Annotated in this window: 14 protein-coding genes; 13 read left to right on the top strand and 1 reads right to left on the bottom strand. The window is 51.6% G+C overall.

Annotated elements, in window-relative coordinates; translation table 11 throughout:
- The first annotated feature begins 361 nt into the window (after window positions 1-361).
- From KE531_02975 to KE531_02925, 11 genes are all read left to right on the top strand, one after another.
- Window positions 362-2,263: a leucine-rich repeat domain-containing protein gene (locus KE531_02975; protein ID MBR9952591.1), complete on the top strand. Its 1,902-nt coding sequence runs from the start codon at window positions 362-364 to the stop codon at window positions 2,261-2,263.
- 18 nt (window positions 2,264-2,281) lie between these two features.
- Entirely contained in the window at window positions 2,282-2,767 is a 486-nt protein-coding gene (locus KE531_02970; protein ID MBR9952590.1) for a pyridoxamine 5'-phosphate oxidase family protein, read from the top strand.
- 44 nt (window positions 2,768-2,811) lie between these two features.
- Window positions 2,812-4,248 carry an amidohydrolase gene (locus KE531_02965; protein MBR9952589.1) on the top strand — a complete coding sequence of 479 codons (1,437 nt, stop codon included), beginning with the start codon at window positions 2,812-2,814 and terminating at the stop codon, window positions 4,246-4,248.
- A 282-nt stretch (window positions 4,249-4,530) separates the two neighbouring features.
- Window positions 4,531-5,103 carry a hypothetical protein gene (locus KE531_02960; GenBank protein ID MBR9952588.1) on the top strand — a complete coding sequence of 191 codons (573 nt, stop codon included), beginning with the start codon at window positions 4,531-4,533 and terminating at the stop codon, window positions 5,101-5,103.
- A 135-nt stretch (window positions 5,104-5,238) separates the two neighbouring features.
- Complete coding sequence (locus KE531_02955; GenBank protein ID MBR9952587.1) at window positions 5,239-5,730, top strand: tetratricopeptide repeat protein; 492 nt, start codon at window positions 5,239-5,241, stop codon at window positions 5,728-5,730.
- A gap of 80 nt (window positions 5,731-5,810) precedes the next feature.
- On the top strand, window positions 5,811-6,206 hold the full coding sequence (locus KE531_02950; GenBank protein ID MBR9952586.1) for a DUF1801 domain-containing protein: 396 nt from the start codon (window positions 5,811-5,813) through the stop codon (window positions 6,204-6,206).
- Window positions 6,207-6,674: 468 nt separating this feature from the next.
- Entirely contained in the window at window positions 6,675-8,681 is a 2,007-nt protein-coding gene (gene uvrB, locus KE531_02945; GenBank protein MBR9952585.1) for an excinuclease ABC subunit UvrB, read from the top strand.
- Between the two features lie 130 nt (window positions 8,682-8,811).
- Window positions 8,812-9,045 (top strand): ferrous iron transport protein A, encoded by a 234-nt coding sequence (locus KE531_02940; GenBank protein MBR9952584.1) that lies wholly within the window; start codon window positions 8,812-8,814, stop codon window positions 9,043-9,045.
- Window positions 9,038-11,038: a ferrous iron transport protein B gene (feoB, locus tag KE531_02935; protein ID MBR9952583.1), complete on the top strand. Its 2,001-nt coding sequence runs from the start codon at window positions 9,038-9,040 to the stop codon at window positions 11,036-11,038. The genes KE531_02940 and feoB overlap by 8 nt, the downstream gene beginning before the upstream one ends.
- 72 nt (window positions 11,039-11,110) lie before the next feature.
- Entirely contained in the window at window positions 11,111-11,884 is a 774-nt protein-coding gene (locus tag KE531_02930) for a threonine/serine exporter family protein (GenBank protein ID MBR9952582.1), read from the top strand.
- Window positions 11,881-12,327, top strand: coding sequence for a threonine/serine exporter family protein (locus KE531_02925; protein MBR9952581.1), 447 nt, complete (start codon window positions 11,881-11,883; stop codon window positions 12,325-12,327). The genes KE531_02930 and KE531_02925 overlap by 4 nt, the downstream gene beginning before the upstream one ends.
- Here KE531_02925 and KE531_02920 read toward each other — a convergent pair.
- Complete coding sequence (locus KE531_02920; GenBank protein ID MBR9952580.1) at window positions 12,263-13,231, bottom strand: hypothetical protein; 969 nt, start codon at window positions 13,229-13,231, stop codon at window positions 12,263-12,265. The genes KE531_02925 and KE531_02920 overlap by 65 nt on opposite strands.
- Window positions 13,232-13,725: 494 nt before the next feature.
- On the opposite strand from KE531_02920, the gene KE531_02915 reads away from it, so the two are divergent.
- Both KE531_02915 and KE531_02910 read left to right on the top strand, forming a co-directional pair.
- Complete coding sequence (locus KE531_02915; protein MBR9952579.1) at window positions 13,726-14,814, top strand: response regulator; 1,089 nt, start codon at window positions 13,726-13,728, stop codon at window positions 14,812-14,814.
- A gap of 135 nt (window positions 14,815-14,949) precedes the next feature.
- Window positions 14,950-16,299: a diguanylate cyclase gene (locus KE531_02910; GenBank protein MBR9952578.1), complete on the top strand. Its 1,350-nt coding sequence runs from the start codon at window positions 14,950-14,952 to the stop codon at window positions 16,297-16,299.
- Window positions 16,300-16,321: the final 22 nt, after the last annotated feature.

The following is a 16,321-nucleotide window of genomic DNA, read 5'->3' as shown; positions in this document are numbered from 1 at the left end:
GGTATAATGACCGCATAGCGGGCATTATACCTGCGCATGCCGATTTCCGCGTTCACCGCGGAAATCCGGGCGCTAAGTTCCGCCGGAGGCTCATGGGCGCGGAGCGGACGTGATATAATGACCGCATAGCGGGCATGATACCTGCACATGCCGGTTTCCGCGCCCGCAGCGGAAAGCCGGGCGCTAGATTCCGCCGGAGGCTCATGGCCGCGGAGCGGACAAGATATAATGACCGCATAGCGGGCATTATACCTGCGCATACCGGTTTCCGCGCCCACCGCGGAAATCCGGGCGCTAGATTCCGCCGGAGGCTGCCGCGGCAAAGCGCAGCCGCTTCCGGCATAAATTTTAAGGAGTTTTTATGCAGATTACTGAGCTTCGATGTTCCGCCTGCAACGGGACGTTAAAGATGGATGAAAATAACCCGAACCGTGCTGTTTGTGAATACTGCCGGGCGGAGTATGTGATTGAATGGAAAAACAATGTTGCCCATCTCGGGACAAATATTCCGGCCGGACAGAACAGCCCGCGGCAGGAGGTTCCGAGAATGGAGTACCGTGTTCCGAAGACTCAAGAGGAACAGCAAACAAGCATAAATAAGGGCTGGATCCCTGCTGCGGCACTGTGCGTTGTCGGCCTGGTGCTTTTGACATCCACTCCGCTTTTAGACAAAATCGGGACGAAGGAGCCGGAAGTGTCAGCAGAGGCGAGCGCAGAGGCCGTAGCGGAGGCCGTGGCGGAACAGCGTTTGCCCGAGGGAATGCTGGCGGCGTTTTGCGAGGAAGTTTTTGAAATGCCCGTTGATGATATTCCGGAGAGCCGCCTTAAGGAAATTAAATGGATGGAGACAAAGGCGGCCATAGATTATTATGGGATCGGATACAGCTTTGAGGATCCTCTCGAGTCGGAGGATGCAGAGCTTACCTGGGTGCGGTTTCCGCGGGATGCATACCATGGAATTGATTTAGAGTCCCTTCCTGCCTTCCAGGGGCTTGTGAAGCTTTCCACCAGCCAATCTCTGAGTGCAGAGGACGTGGCCGGCCTGAAGCTTAAGAGCCTGGGCGGGCATTTTGAGAGCTTTGATGAGGTTTCCGCCCTTCTTGAGGCGCCGGAGGAGCTTGCGGAGCTTTCTGTCTCCGGCAGCAGCTTCAGCCTTCAGGGAGCCGGCAGTTTCCCGAACCTGGAACGGCTTTCCATTGATGCCTCGGAGATTACGGAGGAAAAAGAGCTTGTCCGGATGTCCGGCTTAAAAGAGCTGACGTTTGACATGTATGACGGCTCTGCGGATTTTTCGGTCTTCGGCATGCTTCCTGGCCTGGAGAGCCTGAGCGTCAGCTCCAAGGGGCTGCGCGACATCGGCTTTCTGTCCGGCATGACCGCGTTGAAAGAGCTGAAGCTGGAAAACGGCACCTTCCTGACGCTGGAACCCTTGAGCGGAAGGCCGGAGCTGGAGTCCCTCTCCGTTATAAACTGTGATGAACTGAAGGACATGTCGGCCATCGGCGGGCTTACGAACCTGAAATCTCTGGAGGCCGATCTTCCATACGGCTGCCCGGAGCCGGATCTTGGTGGGCTGACAGGCCTTACATCCCTGTATCTTTCTGGTTTCGATCAGACCGGCTTTTTAAGGAATATGGGCAGCCTGGAGGAGCTGGTTCTGGACGGCTGCGGCTTAAATGACAGCGGGGATTTTTCAGGCCTCACGAACTTAAAGACATTAAAATGCACGGCCTTTACCCCTACGGAAAAGGATTACAGCTTTATTGCCGGCCTTCCGGCCCTGGAAAACCTGGATCTTGGCGGGATGGGTACATACGAGGACATTTCCGGGATTTTCAACATGCCCACGCTGAAAACCCTGAATATCAGCAATATGGAATGCGAGATCAATTTTGACAAGATTGCCGAAAACACCAGCCTCACGGAGCTTTCTATGGATCACATGAAGCTTTACGAAAATGTCCAGGTGAGCGGCGGGGGCGGCATTTACTATGTGGACTGGGACGATGTGAGCCTGGTGGAGAACCTTGGCTTTTTAGGGAAGTTTACGGCGCTTCAGAAGCTCAGTATCTGCGAGAACGAGCTCACAGATCTGAATTTTGCATCGTCTCTTCCGGCGCTTTCCGAGATTGATTTTTCTGATAATTATGTGACGGATCTTACCCCGCTTTTAGGGCTTAGGAATCTGAAAACCGTGACCTGCACCGACAATCCGATTTCCAATTATGAGGTGTTAAGCGATTCGGTTTCCATTATAAAATAGAAAGAGAGGAGGCGTACCATGCGGAGAAAAGACAGGGAAATGCAGAATATGGAAGAAATCCTGGAAGTGATAAAGAAAGAGAACGTCTGCTGCGTGGCATTTCAGGACGAGCCGTGCCCGTACCTGATCCCATTAAATTATGGGGCAAGAATGGAGGACGGGAAGCTGGTTCTCTATTTCCATGGTGCGGCGGAGGGGACGAAGCTCGACAGGATCCGGGAAAATCCCAATGTCTCCTATACGGTTTACGGCGGATATGAACTCCGGTTCTTTGAGGATCCGCCATGTAAATCCAGCGCCGGTTTTGTGAGTGTCTGCGGAAGCGGGCGCGCGGAGTTTGTGGAACCGGAAAAGGCCGGTGAGGCGCTGGCAGTTCTCATGAACCACATCGGCGGGCCGGGGAAAAAGACGTTTCATCCGGAAGATTTCCCGGCGGAGGCATGCCGGAACATTCAGGTGTGGCGGATTGTCACGGAAACGGTGACGGGAAAGCATCACGAATAAACACGGGCGCACTGTGCGCCTGATAAAGAAAGGGGTAAGCAAAAATGGGAAATGATTTCAGAAGTGAGATTGAGGCGCTGATCGAGGAGAAAAAAGGCGAGTACACGAAGATGAGCGATACAATCTGGGGGTACGCGGAGCCGAGATTCCAGGAATATCAGTCTTCTGCGCTCCAGCAGGAGTATTTAAAGTCCAGGGGCTTTTCTGTGAAGGCGGATCTGGCCGGCGAGGAGACGGCATTTATCGCAGAGGCAGGCCAGGGAAAGCCTGTCATCGCCTTCCTCGGGGAGTTTGACGCGCTTTCCAGCCTTCAGCAGGAGGCAGACGAGACGGAGCGCCGCCCGATTCCTGGAAAGGAAAACGGCCATGGCTGCGGCCATCATCTTTTGGGCACTGCATCTGTGGCAGCGGCAGATGCTTTAAAGTCGTATATGGAGGCTCATAACCTTTCCGGCACCGTCCGGTATTACGGCTGCCCGGCCGAGGAAAATGCCGGAGGAAAGGCGTATCTTGTCCGCGACGGATATTTTAAGGACTGCGATATTGCCGTGACATGGCACCCATATACGTTAAATAAGGTCATGAAGGGAAATCATCACCTCGCCAATTTCCGTGTTTTCTTCACCTTCCGGGGGATTTCTGCCCATGCGGCCGCTGCTCCGGAGCTGGGGCGCTCTGCGTTAGATGCCGTTGAAATCATGGATATCGGCGTCAACTACATGCGTGAGCACATGATCGACGAGGCGAGGGTCCATGGCGCCATTACCAATTCCGGCGGCATCGCGCCCAACGTCATCCCGTCGGAGGCTCAGATTCTTTATGCCATCCGTGCGCCGAAGGTGACGCAGGTGAAGAAGCTTTACGAGCGGATGTGCGACATCGCCAAAGGTGCGGCCCTGATTACCGGGACGACCGTGGAGATTAAGCAGGTGGCTGCGTATTCCAATGTCATCAACAACGACACGCTGGCCGACCTGATGGAGGAGAATCTGGAGCACTTTGTTCCGATTGGCTATACGGAGGAGGAAAAAGAGTACGCGAAGAAGTTTCAGCAGGTGATTACCGATCTGGACAGAGAGGGCTTAAAGACCATGGCATCCGTCCTTGGCGGAAAGGAAAAGAGGAAGGAGCTTCTTGAGATGCCGCTGTTTGACTTTATTGCCGATAAGAACAGCAGCTACGGCGGAGGCGGCTCCACCGATGTCGGCGATGTGAGCTGGGTGGTTCCCACGGGACAGGTCTACACAAACTGCTATGCAGCAGGAACGGCGCTTCATTCCTGGCAGGCCGTTGCCCAGGGAAAGGCCTCCGCTGCCCATAAAGGCATGCTGGCAGCAGCTAAAATCATGGCCTGCGTCGGCGTACAGCTTTTAGAGGATCCGTCCCTCGTGGAAAAGGCCAAAGCCGACTGGAAGGAAGAACTGGACGGGGAAGAGTACCCGAATCCGCTTCCGAAGGATTTAAAGCCATCCATCTGGTAAAAGAAAACAGATTCCCGGCGTTCCGTCCTGAGATGGGCGGGAGGCCGGGATGACCTGCGGAAAAGTCCGGGAAACCGGGCTTCTTGTTTTTATATCAGAAGCGGTGTTCCGGCGGGGGCATAAAGTCACTGTTTGTCCAATAACACAACGCCTTATTTGCCGGTCAGACACATTCTCCGAGGTCTGCGCGCACACACGGCCGAAGTCTCCAAAGCCCAGAGAACTTGCAGAATAATGAGGGAAACAGGATGATAAAACGGAAGTTATAAAGGAGGTATTTTAGTGAAAATAAAAATAATAACCGTATTTATAGCCGCAGGTTTCATATTAAGCGCGTGTTCTGAAAGCAGTCTAAATGAAAGCCAAATGCAGAAAACAGAAGAATCATTTGAAGAGACAGTCGCAGCATATGAAACAGAGAATAGTATTGGTAATAGCGAGTCAGAAGTGGTAAATGCAGATGGATTTGGAAACCCCAGAGAAGTGTTGGATAATATGAAAATTACATCCAATATCGAAGTGATAACTTCCCAGGAGGATGAATTAAAAATTGAATTTGAATTGGAAAATGTCGGATTGTGTACCTTTTCCGCAAGCAAAGGGAAGGAACTCTCTCTGCCAGATGAAGAATTCGTAGATTCAACCAAGATTGAATGGACAGCAGTAACTGCGGATGAAGAATATATTTTTCCATATATGAAAGTAAATAAAGAAGGGGATATGTTTCTGATAGATTGGATATATGAAGAATACCGTTTTGCTATCTATGGAAAATCACCGCAGGACACAGCAGATAGAGATTTGGCCGGAAAGATTGCGTTGGCAATCATTAAAAACTTAGGTAAAGAAAATTAAAGTTCATAGACTTTCCCATTTATCGGCTGGCCATGTCTCCGGCAAGCCTGCGCCGGGCAGTCATGGAGAGATGGATTCAAAGCCTGGCTCCCGCAGAATAGGGAGACCGCAAAATAAAATTTATGGAGGTATCTTATGGGACTGTTTTCAAAGGCAGGAGAGGAAGAAGAATTTGATGAGCTGACTCCGGAAATAAGAGCAAAGCTGGATGAATTGGCGGAAAAAGGCAATGAGCTTGAAGGGGCAGCACTCTATGAGGAAGCGATACAGACATGGAACGAAGCTCTGAACCTGATACCGGGGCCGCAGCAATTTTACAGTGAATCCATATGGTTTTTAGCTGCCATCGGCGATATTTATTTCCAACAGGGACAGTATGAAAAAGCACATGACTGTTTTGACAGAGCAAGAGGAAATTTGAGCGGTGCGGGGTATGGAAATCCGTTTATCATGCTTCGGCTGGGGGAATGCTGTCTGGAAATTGGAGATGAAAAAAACGCCGTAGAATATTTGCTGAGAGCCTATATGTTTGAGGGAAGGGAAATATTTGAACCGGACGAAGACGGCAATGACGATGGGAAAAAATATTTTGATTATTTAAGAACGCATGTTAAAAATATTGAGTGAAGATTGGGAAGACACAGCGCCGATTTATCGGGCAGGCGCACCTTCTCGAGCTTAAGTAAAATCTGAGGAGAAAATACGATATGTGGATATGCCCTAAATGTGGGAGAGAATTTAAGAGAACAAACCAGGGACATTATTGCGGTGCGGCGCCCAAAACAGTATTGGAATATATAGAATCACAGCCTTTGGAATCGCATTCCCATCTGGCCGAAATAGCGGCTGTAATACGAGACAATATTCCATGTGTAAATGAACATATATCGTGGAGTATGCCAACATATACCAAAGAAGGGAAATCCGTTTCTTTTTCTGCCTGCAAAAACCATGTTAGCCTTTATGTTGGCTGTGAAGCTATTGAGGAATTTGCCTCAGAGCTAAAGGAATTTACCACGAAGAAGAATGCCATTTATTTTCCTTATGATCGAAGCCTGCCATCAAAACTGATTGAGGATATTGTAAGATGGTGCTTTATGTAGAAAGATAACTTCAGATTTCTCGGGCGGGCATATCCTCCATGGCCTGTTAGGATGATAAAACGGAAACAGGGAGAGTGCTATTCTGTTCCAGGATTATATCAGTTGTCAGAAAAATGAAAAACGGCAACAGCATGACCTTTCTTTATGGCAATATGTGGCGTGGAAAGTGAGAAATGCCATGCCCCTCAAGGAAAAGAACAAATGTTTGCTTTCTCCTATACATTTCAAACGGTTTGTGATATACTAGAAAGCAATCTGTAAATGGTTGTTCAGGCCATTTGTTCCTGTTCTGCCCGTATAGAATTACAGAGGTGTGCCAAGCAGCAAAAAGAGCAAATTGTGAACAACATTCGTCGTGGGCCTGTTTTATGCTCATTCGGGTCAACGCCACGACGAAAAAACTGTGTTCCACGACGAATTTGCGGCGAATAGACGTCTTTTTTCTTATAGATTTTGGAGGTGCTTTTTATGCAAAGTGAACAAAAAATCTTCCAACTCCATTCTGAATACGCCCCTACTGGCGACCAGCCCCAGGCTATCGACGCCCTGGTGGCCGGCTTCAAGGAAGGCAATCAATTCCAGACTTTACTGGGTGTCACCGGCTCTGGCAAGACGTTCACCATGGCGAATGTCATCCAGGCATTAAATAAGCCGACGTTAATCATTGCCCACAACAAAACTCTCGCAGCCCAGCTTTACAGCGAGTTCAAGGAGTTCTTCCCCAATAACGCAGTAGAATACTTTGTCTCCTACTACGACTACTACCAACCCGAAGCCTACGTCCCATCCACCGACACCTACATCGAAAAGGACTCGGCCATCAACGACGAAATCGACAAGCTGCGCCATTCCGCCACAGCCGCCCTTTCGGAGCGCAGCGACGTGATTATCGTGGCGTCCGTTTCCTGCATCTACGGACTCGGAAGCCCTATCGACTACAAGGAGATGGTGATTTCCCTGCGTCCCGGAATGGTAAAGGACAGAGACGAGGTGATCCATAAGCTGATCGATATCCAGTACACGCGGAACGACATGGATTTTAAGCGCGGAAGCTTCCGCGTCCGCGGCGACGTGCTGGAGATTTTCCCGGCGTATTCGGGAAGCGAGGCGTACCGGGTGGAATTTTTCGGCGACGAGGTGGACCGGATCACGGAGATCGACACGCTGACCGGTGAAATCAAGGCGCAGCTCGGCCATGTGGCGATTTTCCCGGCTTCCCATTACGTTGTGCCGAAGGAAAAAATGATGCAGGCCACGGAAAACATCCTGGCAGAGCTAAAGGAGCGGGTGGCCTATTTTAAGAGCGAGGACAAGCTTCTGGAGGCACAGAGGATCTCGGAGCGGACAAATTTCGACGTGGAGATGATGCGGGAGACCGGCTTCTGCTCAGGAATCGAAAACTATTCCAGGCACCTGACCGGTATGGCGCCCGGTGAGCCGCCGTGTACGCTTTTAGACTATTTCCCGGAGGACTTTTTAATCATCGTGGACGAGTCCCACATCACGCTGCCGCAGGTGCGAGGTATGTTCTTCGGCGACCGCTCCAGAAAGAAGACGCTGGTGGACTATGGCTTCCGCCTTCCGTCGGCTCTGGACAACCGGCCCTTAAGCTTTGAGGAATTTGAAAGCCACATCAGCCAGATGATGTTTGTCTCGGCAACGCCTTCGGTCTATGAAGCCGACCATGAACTGATGCGGGTGGAACAGATCATCCGTCCCACGGGCCTTCTGGATCCGGAAATCTCCGTGCGCCCCGTGGAGGGCCAGATCGACGATCTGATCGGCGAAGTAAATAAGGAAGTGGAAAAGCACAACAAGATCCTGATTACGACGCTGACGAAGCGGATGGCAGAGGATCTGACCGACTACATGCGGGAGGCGGGCATCCGGGTCAAATATCTCCACTCGGACATCGACACGCTGGAGCGGGCGGAGATCATCCGCGACATGCGCCTTGACGTCTTTGACGTGCTGGTGGGAATCAACCTATTAAGAGAGGGACTGGACATACCGGAAATTACCCTTGTTGCCATCCTGGATGCAGACAAAGAGGGATTTTTGCGGTCGGAAACCTCACTGATCCAGACCATTGGCCGCGCGGCCAGAAATGCAGACGGCCATGTGATCATGTATGCTGATACGATCACGGATTCCATGCGTGCGGCCATCGACGAGACCAACCGCCGCCGCGAGATCCAGAAGAAATACAATGAGGAGCATGGAATCACGCCTCAGACCATCAAGAAAGCCGTCCGTGACCTCATCGCCATCTCCAAGGCGGCCGAAGAGAGCGAGGAAGACTTTAAGAAAGAGCCGGAGTCCATGGATGCCAGAGAGCTGGACAAGCTTGCCAAAGAGCTTTCCAAGAAGATGCGCCAGGCAGCCGCAGAACTGAACTTCGAGGAGGCCGCAAGGCTGCGTGACAGGATGAAGGAAGTCCGCCAGATGTTATTCGAGCTGGAATCGGAAAAGTGATATTGACAAATATTATCAATAAGACTACAATTACCTGCGTGTAGGAAATGCAGCGGATACCGGGAGAAAGACCTGATGAGGCCATTTCTCCCGGTTTGTGCATAGAAAACAAGGTCGGAGGATGAAATCCATGAAACTGCGCGAAGGTGAAATCGGAAAGTCCTATGAGGTCTGTTCCGTAAACGTGGAAGAGGCAGTCACCAGACGGCTGGAAGCGCTGGGCGTCAACGAGCGGACGGAAGTGTCTGTCCTCAATAAAAAGAGAAGCGGCACGATGATTATCAAGGTACGCGGCACCAGGCTGGCCCTGGGAAGGAAAATCGCAGAGGGAATTCTTGTAAAGGAGGCGGAAAACCATGGATAACAGGGACGAAAACAAACCGATTACCGTCTGCTTTGTGGGAAACCCAAACTGCGGGAAAACAACGCTGTTCAATGCGTTCACAGGCTCCAAGTTAAAGGTGGCAAACTGGCCCGGCGTTACGGTGGAGCGGGTCGAAGGCGAAACCGTATATAAAGGAAGGCGGATTCATGTGGTGGACACGCCGGGAATTTACAGCCTGACCTCATACACCATCGAGGAGCTTGTCACAAGGCGGTGCATCGAGGAGGACGGCGTGGACGTCATCATCAACGTGGTGGACGCCTCGTCTCTCGAACGGAACCTTTATCTGACGCTTCAGCTTCTGGAACTGAAAAAGCCGGTGATCCTGGCCCTTAACATGATGGACATCGTCGAGGAGCGGGGCATGGAAATCGACCTCCACCGTCTGCCGGAGATGCTGGGCCATATCCCGGCCGTCCCGGTATCGGCCAGAAAGCGCACCGGACTGGACGTGCTGATGCATGCCGTCGTCCATCATTACGAAGAAGAGCCCCAGGGCATCGTCGTCCGCTACGACAGGGAGATGGAAGACAAGATCCAGCGCACCGAGTCTCTTCTGCGGGAGACATACCCGGAGCTTACGAACCTGCGCTGGCATGCCATTAAGATGCTGGAAAAAGACAAGGAGGTCATGAGCGACCACCCCGTCGACCTTTCCGGCATTGTCTCCCAAAGCTACGAAAAAGAGATTATCAACGAAAAGTATGATTATGTGGAAGAGGTCATCCGGGAATGCCTGTTCCATAAGGAAGAAAAATCGGCCATGACGGATAAGGCAGATAAGCTTCTGACGCACCCGGTTCTGGGGATCCCGGTCTTTTTCGGGATTATGGCGCTTGTGTTTTTCCTGACCTTCACCGTCGGAGACTTTTTAAAGGGCTATTTTGAGCAGGGGCTTGAGCTGTTTTCCGGCGGCGCCCTGGAATTTTTGCAGAGTGCCGGCGTATCGCCGTGGCTCGTGTCCCTGATTGTGGACGGCATCATCGCAGGCGTCGGAGGAATCTTAACCTTCCTTCCGAATATTTTCATCCTGTTTCTGGCGCTGGCCTTTTTGGAGGACAGCGGCTACATGGCGCGTGTGGCCTACGTGATGAACGAGACTATGAGCATGGTGGGGCTCTCCGGAAAGGCATTCCTCCCGATGCTTTTAGGCTTCGGCTGTACGGTTCCGGCCGTCATGGCAACCAGGGCGTTAGAAAGCCATAAGGACAGGCTGCGTACCATTCTCGTGACGCCGTTCATGTCCTGTTCAGCCAGACTCCCGATTTATGTGCTGTTTGCCGAGCTGTTCTTCCCGGACTCGGCGCTCCTTGTGGCCTATTCCCTGTACCTGATCGGTGTTTTAATGGCGATTCTCGTATCGCTCGTGGTACATAAGACATGGAAGGGCACGTCAGAGAACGCACTCTTAATCGAGCTTCCCGAGTACAAAATGCCGAATCTCCGCACCGTTGCCATTTATGTCTGGGACAAGGTCAAGGATTACCTGACGAAGGCGGGAACGACGATTTTCCTCGCCTCCATCGTTTTGTGGTTCGTCTTAAACAGCGGGCCGTCCGGATTTGTGACCGAGGTTTCGGAAAGCTTTGCCGCGAAATTCGGACATCTTCTTGTGCCGGTGTTAAAGCCGGCCGGCCTGGGAAGCTGGCAGATCGCCGTGGCCCTGATTTCCGGAATTTCCGCCAAGGAGGTTGTGGTATCCAGCTTTTCCGTCCTTTACGGGATCAGCAACATCAATTCGGCCGCCGGCATGGCAGAACTTACGGGAGTGTTATCCGCTTCCGGCTTCGGCCCGGCAAATGCCTACGCACTCATGATTTTCTGCCTGCTCTATACGCCGTGCATAGCAACGATTGCCACCATAAAAAGAGAAACTCACTCTTTAAAATGGACGATAGGTATGGTATTATTCCAATTAGTGCTTGCATGGGCGGCGGCGGTGCTGGTCTTCCAGGTCGGAAGCCTTCTTTAATGCCGTTCCTCACCGGGAATGCAGGCATGACAGCAGCAGTGACAACATCAGCAACAGAGTGAGGAAACGAATATGGACGAAAAAGTTCTGCTGGATGCCGTGCTTCTGGCAGGAAGGATCATGCTGGTAAGCGGGGCAGAGGTGTACCGCGTGGAAGACACCATGCAGCACATGCTCCAGAAGTCCGGCTACAAAACCATTGAGACAATCGTTTTTGCGACAGGAATTTTCCTGACCCTGAACGATCCGATGCGGGAGCCGGTGACTCTAATTAAGCGGGTGCCGGACAGGAGCACGAACATCAACAAGATTTACCGCGTCAATGATATATCCAGGCGGTTCTGCGCCGGGAAAATCAACATCGAGGAGGCATACGAGGAGTTAAAACTGGTGGAGACGGATGTGCCTTACAGCCAGCTTCAGAAGGCCATCGGAACGGTCGGCGTGGCAGCGTTTTTTACGCCGCTTTTCGGAGGCGGCCTCATCGACTTTTTTGCGGCAGGGCTGGTCGGTATCTTTCTGGTGCTGTCCACCTGGATGATGCAGAAAGTCAAGATCAACGATTTCTGTGTCAGCGCCTTCCACTCCTTTGTCGTCGCATTTTCCGCCATGGTGCTCCAGCGGTTTGTGATTCCGGCGGCAAATGCTGACGTCATGATTATCAGCTCCATCATGCCGCTTGTGCCCGGCGTGATTTTTACAAACGCAATCCGTGATACCTTAAACGGCGACTATGGAGCCGGGGCGGCCAGGATGTTAGAAGCCATCGTCGTGGCGCTTGCCGTGGCGGCCGGAGTCGGCTGCGGAATCGTCCTGTTTATGACAATCTGGGGAGGTGCCGCATGACAGCTCAGATCGTAGGTGCATTTTTTGCCGTTTACATGTTTTCGGCCCTTTTGGACGTGCCGAAAAAGTATGCCCATTATTCCGCCGGAATCGGAGCCGTCGGCTGGTACGTGTACATGGTGATCCAGGCCGACACGAATTCGGCCATGATGGCGGCGTTTTTGTCGACACTCATGATCGCGCTGTTAAGTCATATGATGGCGCGGATTAAGCGGGCGCCTGTGACCGTGTTCCTGATTTCCGGGATCCTGCCGTCGGTGCCTGGAGCCGCCATGTACCGGTTTGTCCATTACCTGATCCAGAATGATTTTGCGCTCTCCAATCACTACCTGATTGAGACGCTCCAGATTGCCGGCGCCATCGCCATGGCCATCTTCATCATGGATTCGATTTTCCGTCTGGTTCAGGTGTATTCGGAGTCGCGTCATGGCGCCAGACAGTAAGCTGCCTCTTCTCCCTGAGATAGAGATAGAGCTCGTCGGACAGCCGGTCTTCGGCCGGGACGTCCTCCGTATTAACTTTTTGAATCATTTCCCGGATTTCTCCATAGCGGTAAACATGGGTGTCCGGGATCATTAAGACTTCGTGGATGCTGGACGGCAGGATGATGAGATCCGTGCCGGCGGCGTCTGCGAAGTTTTTTAATACGTCGCTGTATGCCAGGCATGCGGCTCCGTGGATCCCGACGGAATTGGTGAGGACATAGATTCCCGGGGAGCTGCCGTCTTCTGCGGGCAGATGAGCAGGTGCGGCGGTTTCCTGCCGGGGAAGTGAGGGGAGCTGGCCGGACAGAAGTTCTTCGAGGCTGAAAATGGACGCAGGGAATAAAGCCGGTGTGTTGGCGACGGCAAGGGCGTAGAGTCCGGCGGATGTCAGGTTCCAGAAGGAGAGCTGTTCATTATGGATCAGGGCCGTAGTCTGGGCCGAGGCGGTACTTCCAAGCAGGAGATAAAAGACCATGGCGAGATCCAGAAAAGGAACCCATGGGATATCGTTTAACAGCCCGCTGTTGGCGTCCCGGGAAATGAGCCGGAAGGCGATTCGGCCGCGGACAGTGCTGAAATCGTGGAGTGCATCAAGGAAGCCGTCGGAAAAAGGCGGCTCTTTTTTTATGGCTGCCAGAATGTCAAGACAGATGTCCTCCATGGTGCGGCCGGAGAGGTACTCCCTGTAAAACGTATCGGGATAGACCATAGGGGAACAGCCGGCGCCTTCTTTTAAAAAGCAGAGCGCGTCCATGAGAATTCCGTTATTTTTTTGGATTTTCTGAAGATGTACATTTGTTTCCGGGGCAAGATAAGAAGAAAGAGACAGTGTCAGCGCATTGCAGAATGATGTGTAATCCATAGAGATACCTCCTGAAATGAGAAATGTGGTTTAGAATCGTAAAAAGAAATGAAAAAGATAATCTTATTGTAGCGGAACTGGGTGGAAAATGCAACAGGAAAATGGGGAGATGACATAATATAAATTATGTCATGTAACCTCAAGTATTTGTGTGCAGTTCCATTTTAACATCCTGCCCCTGCTTTTTCAATGGTTTTGTCCGGCCGGAGACAGAAGAAAATCCCGCAGGGCCGCCTGCCTGCCGCCATGCAATTTATACGGTTCTCATGCATGCAAACACCTTGAAAAAAGAGCTGCAAAATGATAAAATAATGACAATAAAGAATTTCCGCCGCCGTTTACACTTCATATATTTTATATTATGCTGTGTAAATCCCAAGTGCATCATTCAAAAGACAGACATTTCACGCATGAAACCGACGGTTTTTGGAGAGCTTAAGGACGGGAACCGGAAGCGGAATGCGGGAATGTTCCGAGGAAAGGGAAGAGAGCATATGAGTGACAGCATAATTTTTGGCAGCGGCTCCAGGGAGAGAAACAAGGTACTGATCATCGACGATACGGAGATGAACCGGGTGCTTTTGAAAATGATTTTTGAGGACGAGTATCAGGTCGTGGAGGCGGAAAACGGCGCCGAAGGGCTTAAGAAGCTCAGGGAAGATGAGGACAGCATCTGCATGGTTCTTTTGGATGTTGTCATGCCGGTGATGGACGGGATGAAATTCCTGGAACAGTTTATGACGAATCCTGTTTCAGAACAAATTCCTGTGTTTTTAATTACGGCCGAGGCCGACAGCAACGTCATCCGGCGGGCATACGACATGGGCGTCATGGATGTCATCAGCAAGCCGATCATGCCGTATATTGTAAAGCGGCGGGTCGATTCCGTGGTCGAACTGTACCGCGGCCGGGCACGGCTGGACGACAAGGTACAGAAGCAGCAGGAAGAGCTTCTGCGCCAGGCAGACGAAATTATTGAGCTGAACAAAGGCATGATCGAGGCTCTGTCCACGGCCATTGAGTTCCGAAGCGGCGAGTCGGGAGAACATGTAAAGCGGATCCATGATATCACAGGTTTTCTGCTCCGTGAGACGAAGCTGGGAGACGGCTTGAGTGAGGAAGAAATTATCCAGATTGCAATGGCATCAATCATGCATGATATTGGAAAAATTGCAATTCCTGATGCAATTTTAAATAAACCGGGACGTCTGACGCCGGAGGAGTTTGAGATCATGAAGCAGCATACGGTTTACGGCTGTCAGATGCTGGAAAAAATCCCGCAGCTTCGGAAGAGCGCGGCGTACCAGTACGCCTACGACATTGCGCGCCACCATCATGAGCGGTGGGACGGAAAGGGATATCCGGACGGCTTAAAGGGAGACGAAATTTCTGTCTGGGCCCAGATTGTGTCCCTGGCTGATGTGTATGATGCACTGGTAAGCAAACGGGTTTATAAAGACGCATATGGCTTCGATGAGGCCGTACAGATGATCCGCGACGGGAAGTGCGGCATCTTTAACCCGCTGCTCCTTGACCTGTTCTGTGAAAAGGAAAAGGAAATCCGAAAGATTTATCAGGCCTAGGAGAGAATACGGGGAAGAAGCGCGGAAAACAAAAAGGCAGTGAGGCCTTTTAAGCATGCAGGTTCTTTTGGCAGAGGAGGATGGACTGGAACGTGGACTTGCAGACTTCAAGCTGAATAAATGGAGGTGATGAAGATGACGAAAAACGTCTGTACCAATGAAATCTGGGAACTTCTAAACCGGTTTTTCTGTGCTTATCTGAGAGAGAGGAATTTGGAGAAAGCATTAGACTGTGTTTCGGAGTCTGTCATCACCGTGGGGACAGGGGTGAGGGAGATTGCCTTCGGGAAAGAAGGGCTTCTCGAGCTTCTGACACGGGAGTTTAAGCAGCAGCCGGCGCAGATGGATTATGCGATGGAAGAATACTGTGTGAAGGAGCACGGAGATGCTGCGGCATGTGCGTTCGCGCATATGAAGATCCGGATGCCTGAAAAAGACGGCATCGACGTGGAGATGGATACGCGGCTGACAGCCTCAATGATCCGGGAAGACGGCCGCTGGAAAATTGCGGAAATGCATCTCTCCACCTCCACGAGCATTCAGGGAGAAGAGGAGTTTTTCCCGTTAAAATTCAGCCGGAATGCGAAAAGCAGCCTGAGTCCTCAGGAAAGCCGCGAGCTGATCAATGTTCTGACGGGCATCATCCCCGGCGGGATCATAGGAGGGTACCTGGAACCTGGCTTTCCCCTCTATGTCGTCAACGATACCATGCTGAAGGCCCTGGAGTACACCTATGAGGAGCTGGCAGAAACGTACGGGGAAAGGCTGATCCGCATGATCCACCCGGAGGACCGGGAGATGGTGGAGAAGACGATCATGGACTCGGTGGAAAAGGCCGGGACATATACGATCCAGTACCGGCTCATCACAAAAAGCGGGAAAATCCTCTGGGTTTACGACCAGGGGAAGAAGATCATCACCGACGAGGGGCGGTCGGCATTCATCAGTGTCATGACAGATATCTCCAACAACATGATGATGCAGAGCAGGCTGAAGAAAGAGGCAGGGCTGGATCCGCTGACAGGAATTTTAAACCGAAGGGAAGCCATCCACCAGATCGAGCTGTCCATGATCCGCGGTGAAGAAGGAATCCTGTTTTTTATTGACATCGACAATTTTAAGAAGGTGAACGATACATACGGACACAGGGCCGGTGATGAGGTGCTCATCCGCCTGGCGGAGCTTTTAAAAGAGAATGCAAGGAGTCAGGACGTGGTGGCAAGAATGGGCGGCGACGAGTTCCTGATCTATTATATAGGGCTTACGGATCTGAAGGTTGTGAAACGGAAGGCATCTATGATCCAGGAGGAATTCAGGGCACGGATGTGCCAAAGATCCCCGGAAATTATGGCTTCCGTGAGTATGGGAATTTGCAGGCGCGGCCATGGGGAAAGCTTTGAGAGCATGTACCAGCGGGCCGACCGGTACCTTTATAAAGCAAAGCTGGAGGGAAAAGGCATGTTCCATATCAGCGATCAGGAATAAATTTCTGAAAACAGAGGGAGGC

The organism is Eubacteriaceae bacterium Marseille-Q4139 (genome assembly GCA_018223415.1).
In the GTDB taxonomy this organism is placed as follows: domain Bacteria; phylum Bacillota; class Clostridia; order Lachnospirales; family Lachnospiraceae; genus CABSIM01.
This window is presented reverse-complemented; position numbering and strand designations above follow the sequence as displayed.

Coding starts and splice junctions, on each gene's coding strand:
- KE531_02975 (MBR9952591.1), top strand. CDS start 362: ATGCAGATTACTGAGCTTCGATGTTCCGCCTGCAACGGGACGTTAAAG.
- KE531_02970 (MBR9952590.1), top strand. CDS start 2,282: ATGCGGAGAAAAGACAGGGAAATGCAGAATATGGAAGAAATCCTGGAA.
- KE531_02965 (MBR9952589.1), top strand. CDS start 2,812: ATGGGAAATGATTTCAGAAGTGAGATTGAGGCGCTGATCGAGGAGAAA.
- KE531_02955 (MBR9952587.1), top strand. CDS start 5,239: ATGGGACTGTTTTCAAAGGCAGGAGAGGAAGAAGAATTTGATGAGCTG.
- KE531_02950 (MBR9952586.1), top strand. CDS start 5,811: ATGTGGATATGCCCTAAATGTGGGAGAGAATTTAAGAGAACAAACCAG.
- uvrB (MBR9952585.1), top strand. CDS start 6,675: ATGCAAAGTGAACAAAAAATCTTCCAACTCCATTCTGAATACGCCCCT.
- KE531_02940 (MBR9952584.1), top strand. CDS start 8,812: ATGAAACTGCGCGAAGGTGAAATCGGAAAGTCCTATGAGGTCTGTTCC.
- feoB (MBR9952583.1), top strand. CDS start 9,038: ATGGATAACAGGGACGAAAACAAACCGATTACCGTCTGCTTTGTGGGA.
- KE531_02930 (MBR9952582.1), top strand. CDS start 11,111: ATGGACGAAAAAGTTCTGCTGGATGCCGTGCTTCTGGCAGGAAGGATC.
- KE531_02925 (MBR9952581.1), top strand. CDS start 11,881: ATGACAGCTCAGATCGTAGGTGCATTTTTTGCCGTTTACATGTTTTCG.
- KE531_02920 (MBR9952580.1), bottom strand. CDS start 13,231: ATGGATTACACATCATTCTGCAATGCGCTGACACTGTCTCTTTCTTCT.
- KE531_02915 (MBR9952579.1), top strand. CDS start 13,726: ATGAGTGACAGCATAATTTTTGGCAGCGGCTCCAGGGAGAGAAACAAG.
- KE531_02910 (MBR9952578.1), top strand. CDS start 14,950: ATGACGAAAAACGTCTGTACCAATGAAATCTGGGAACTTCTAAACCGG.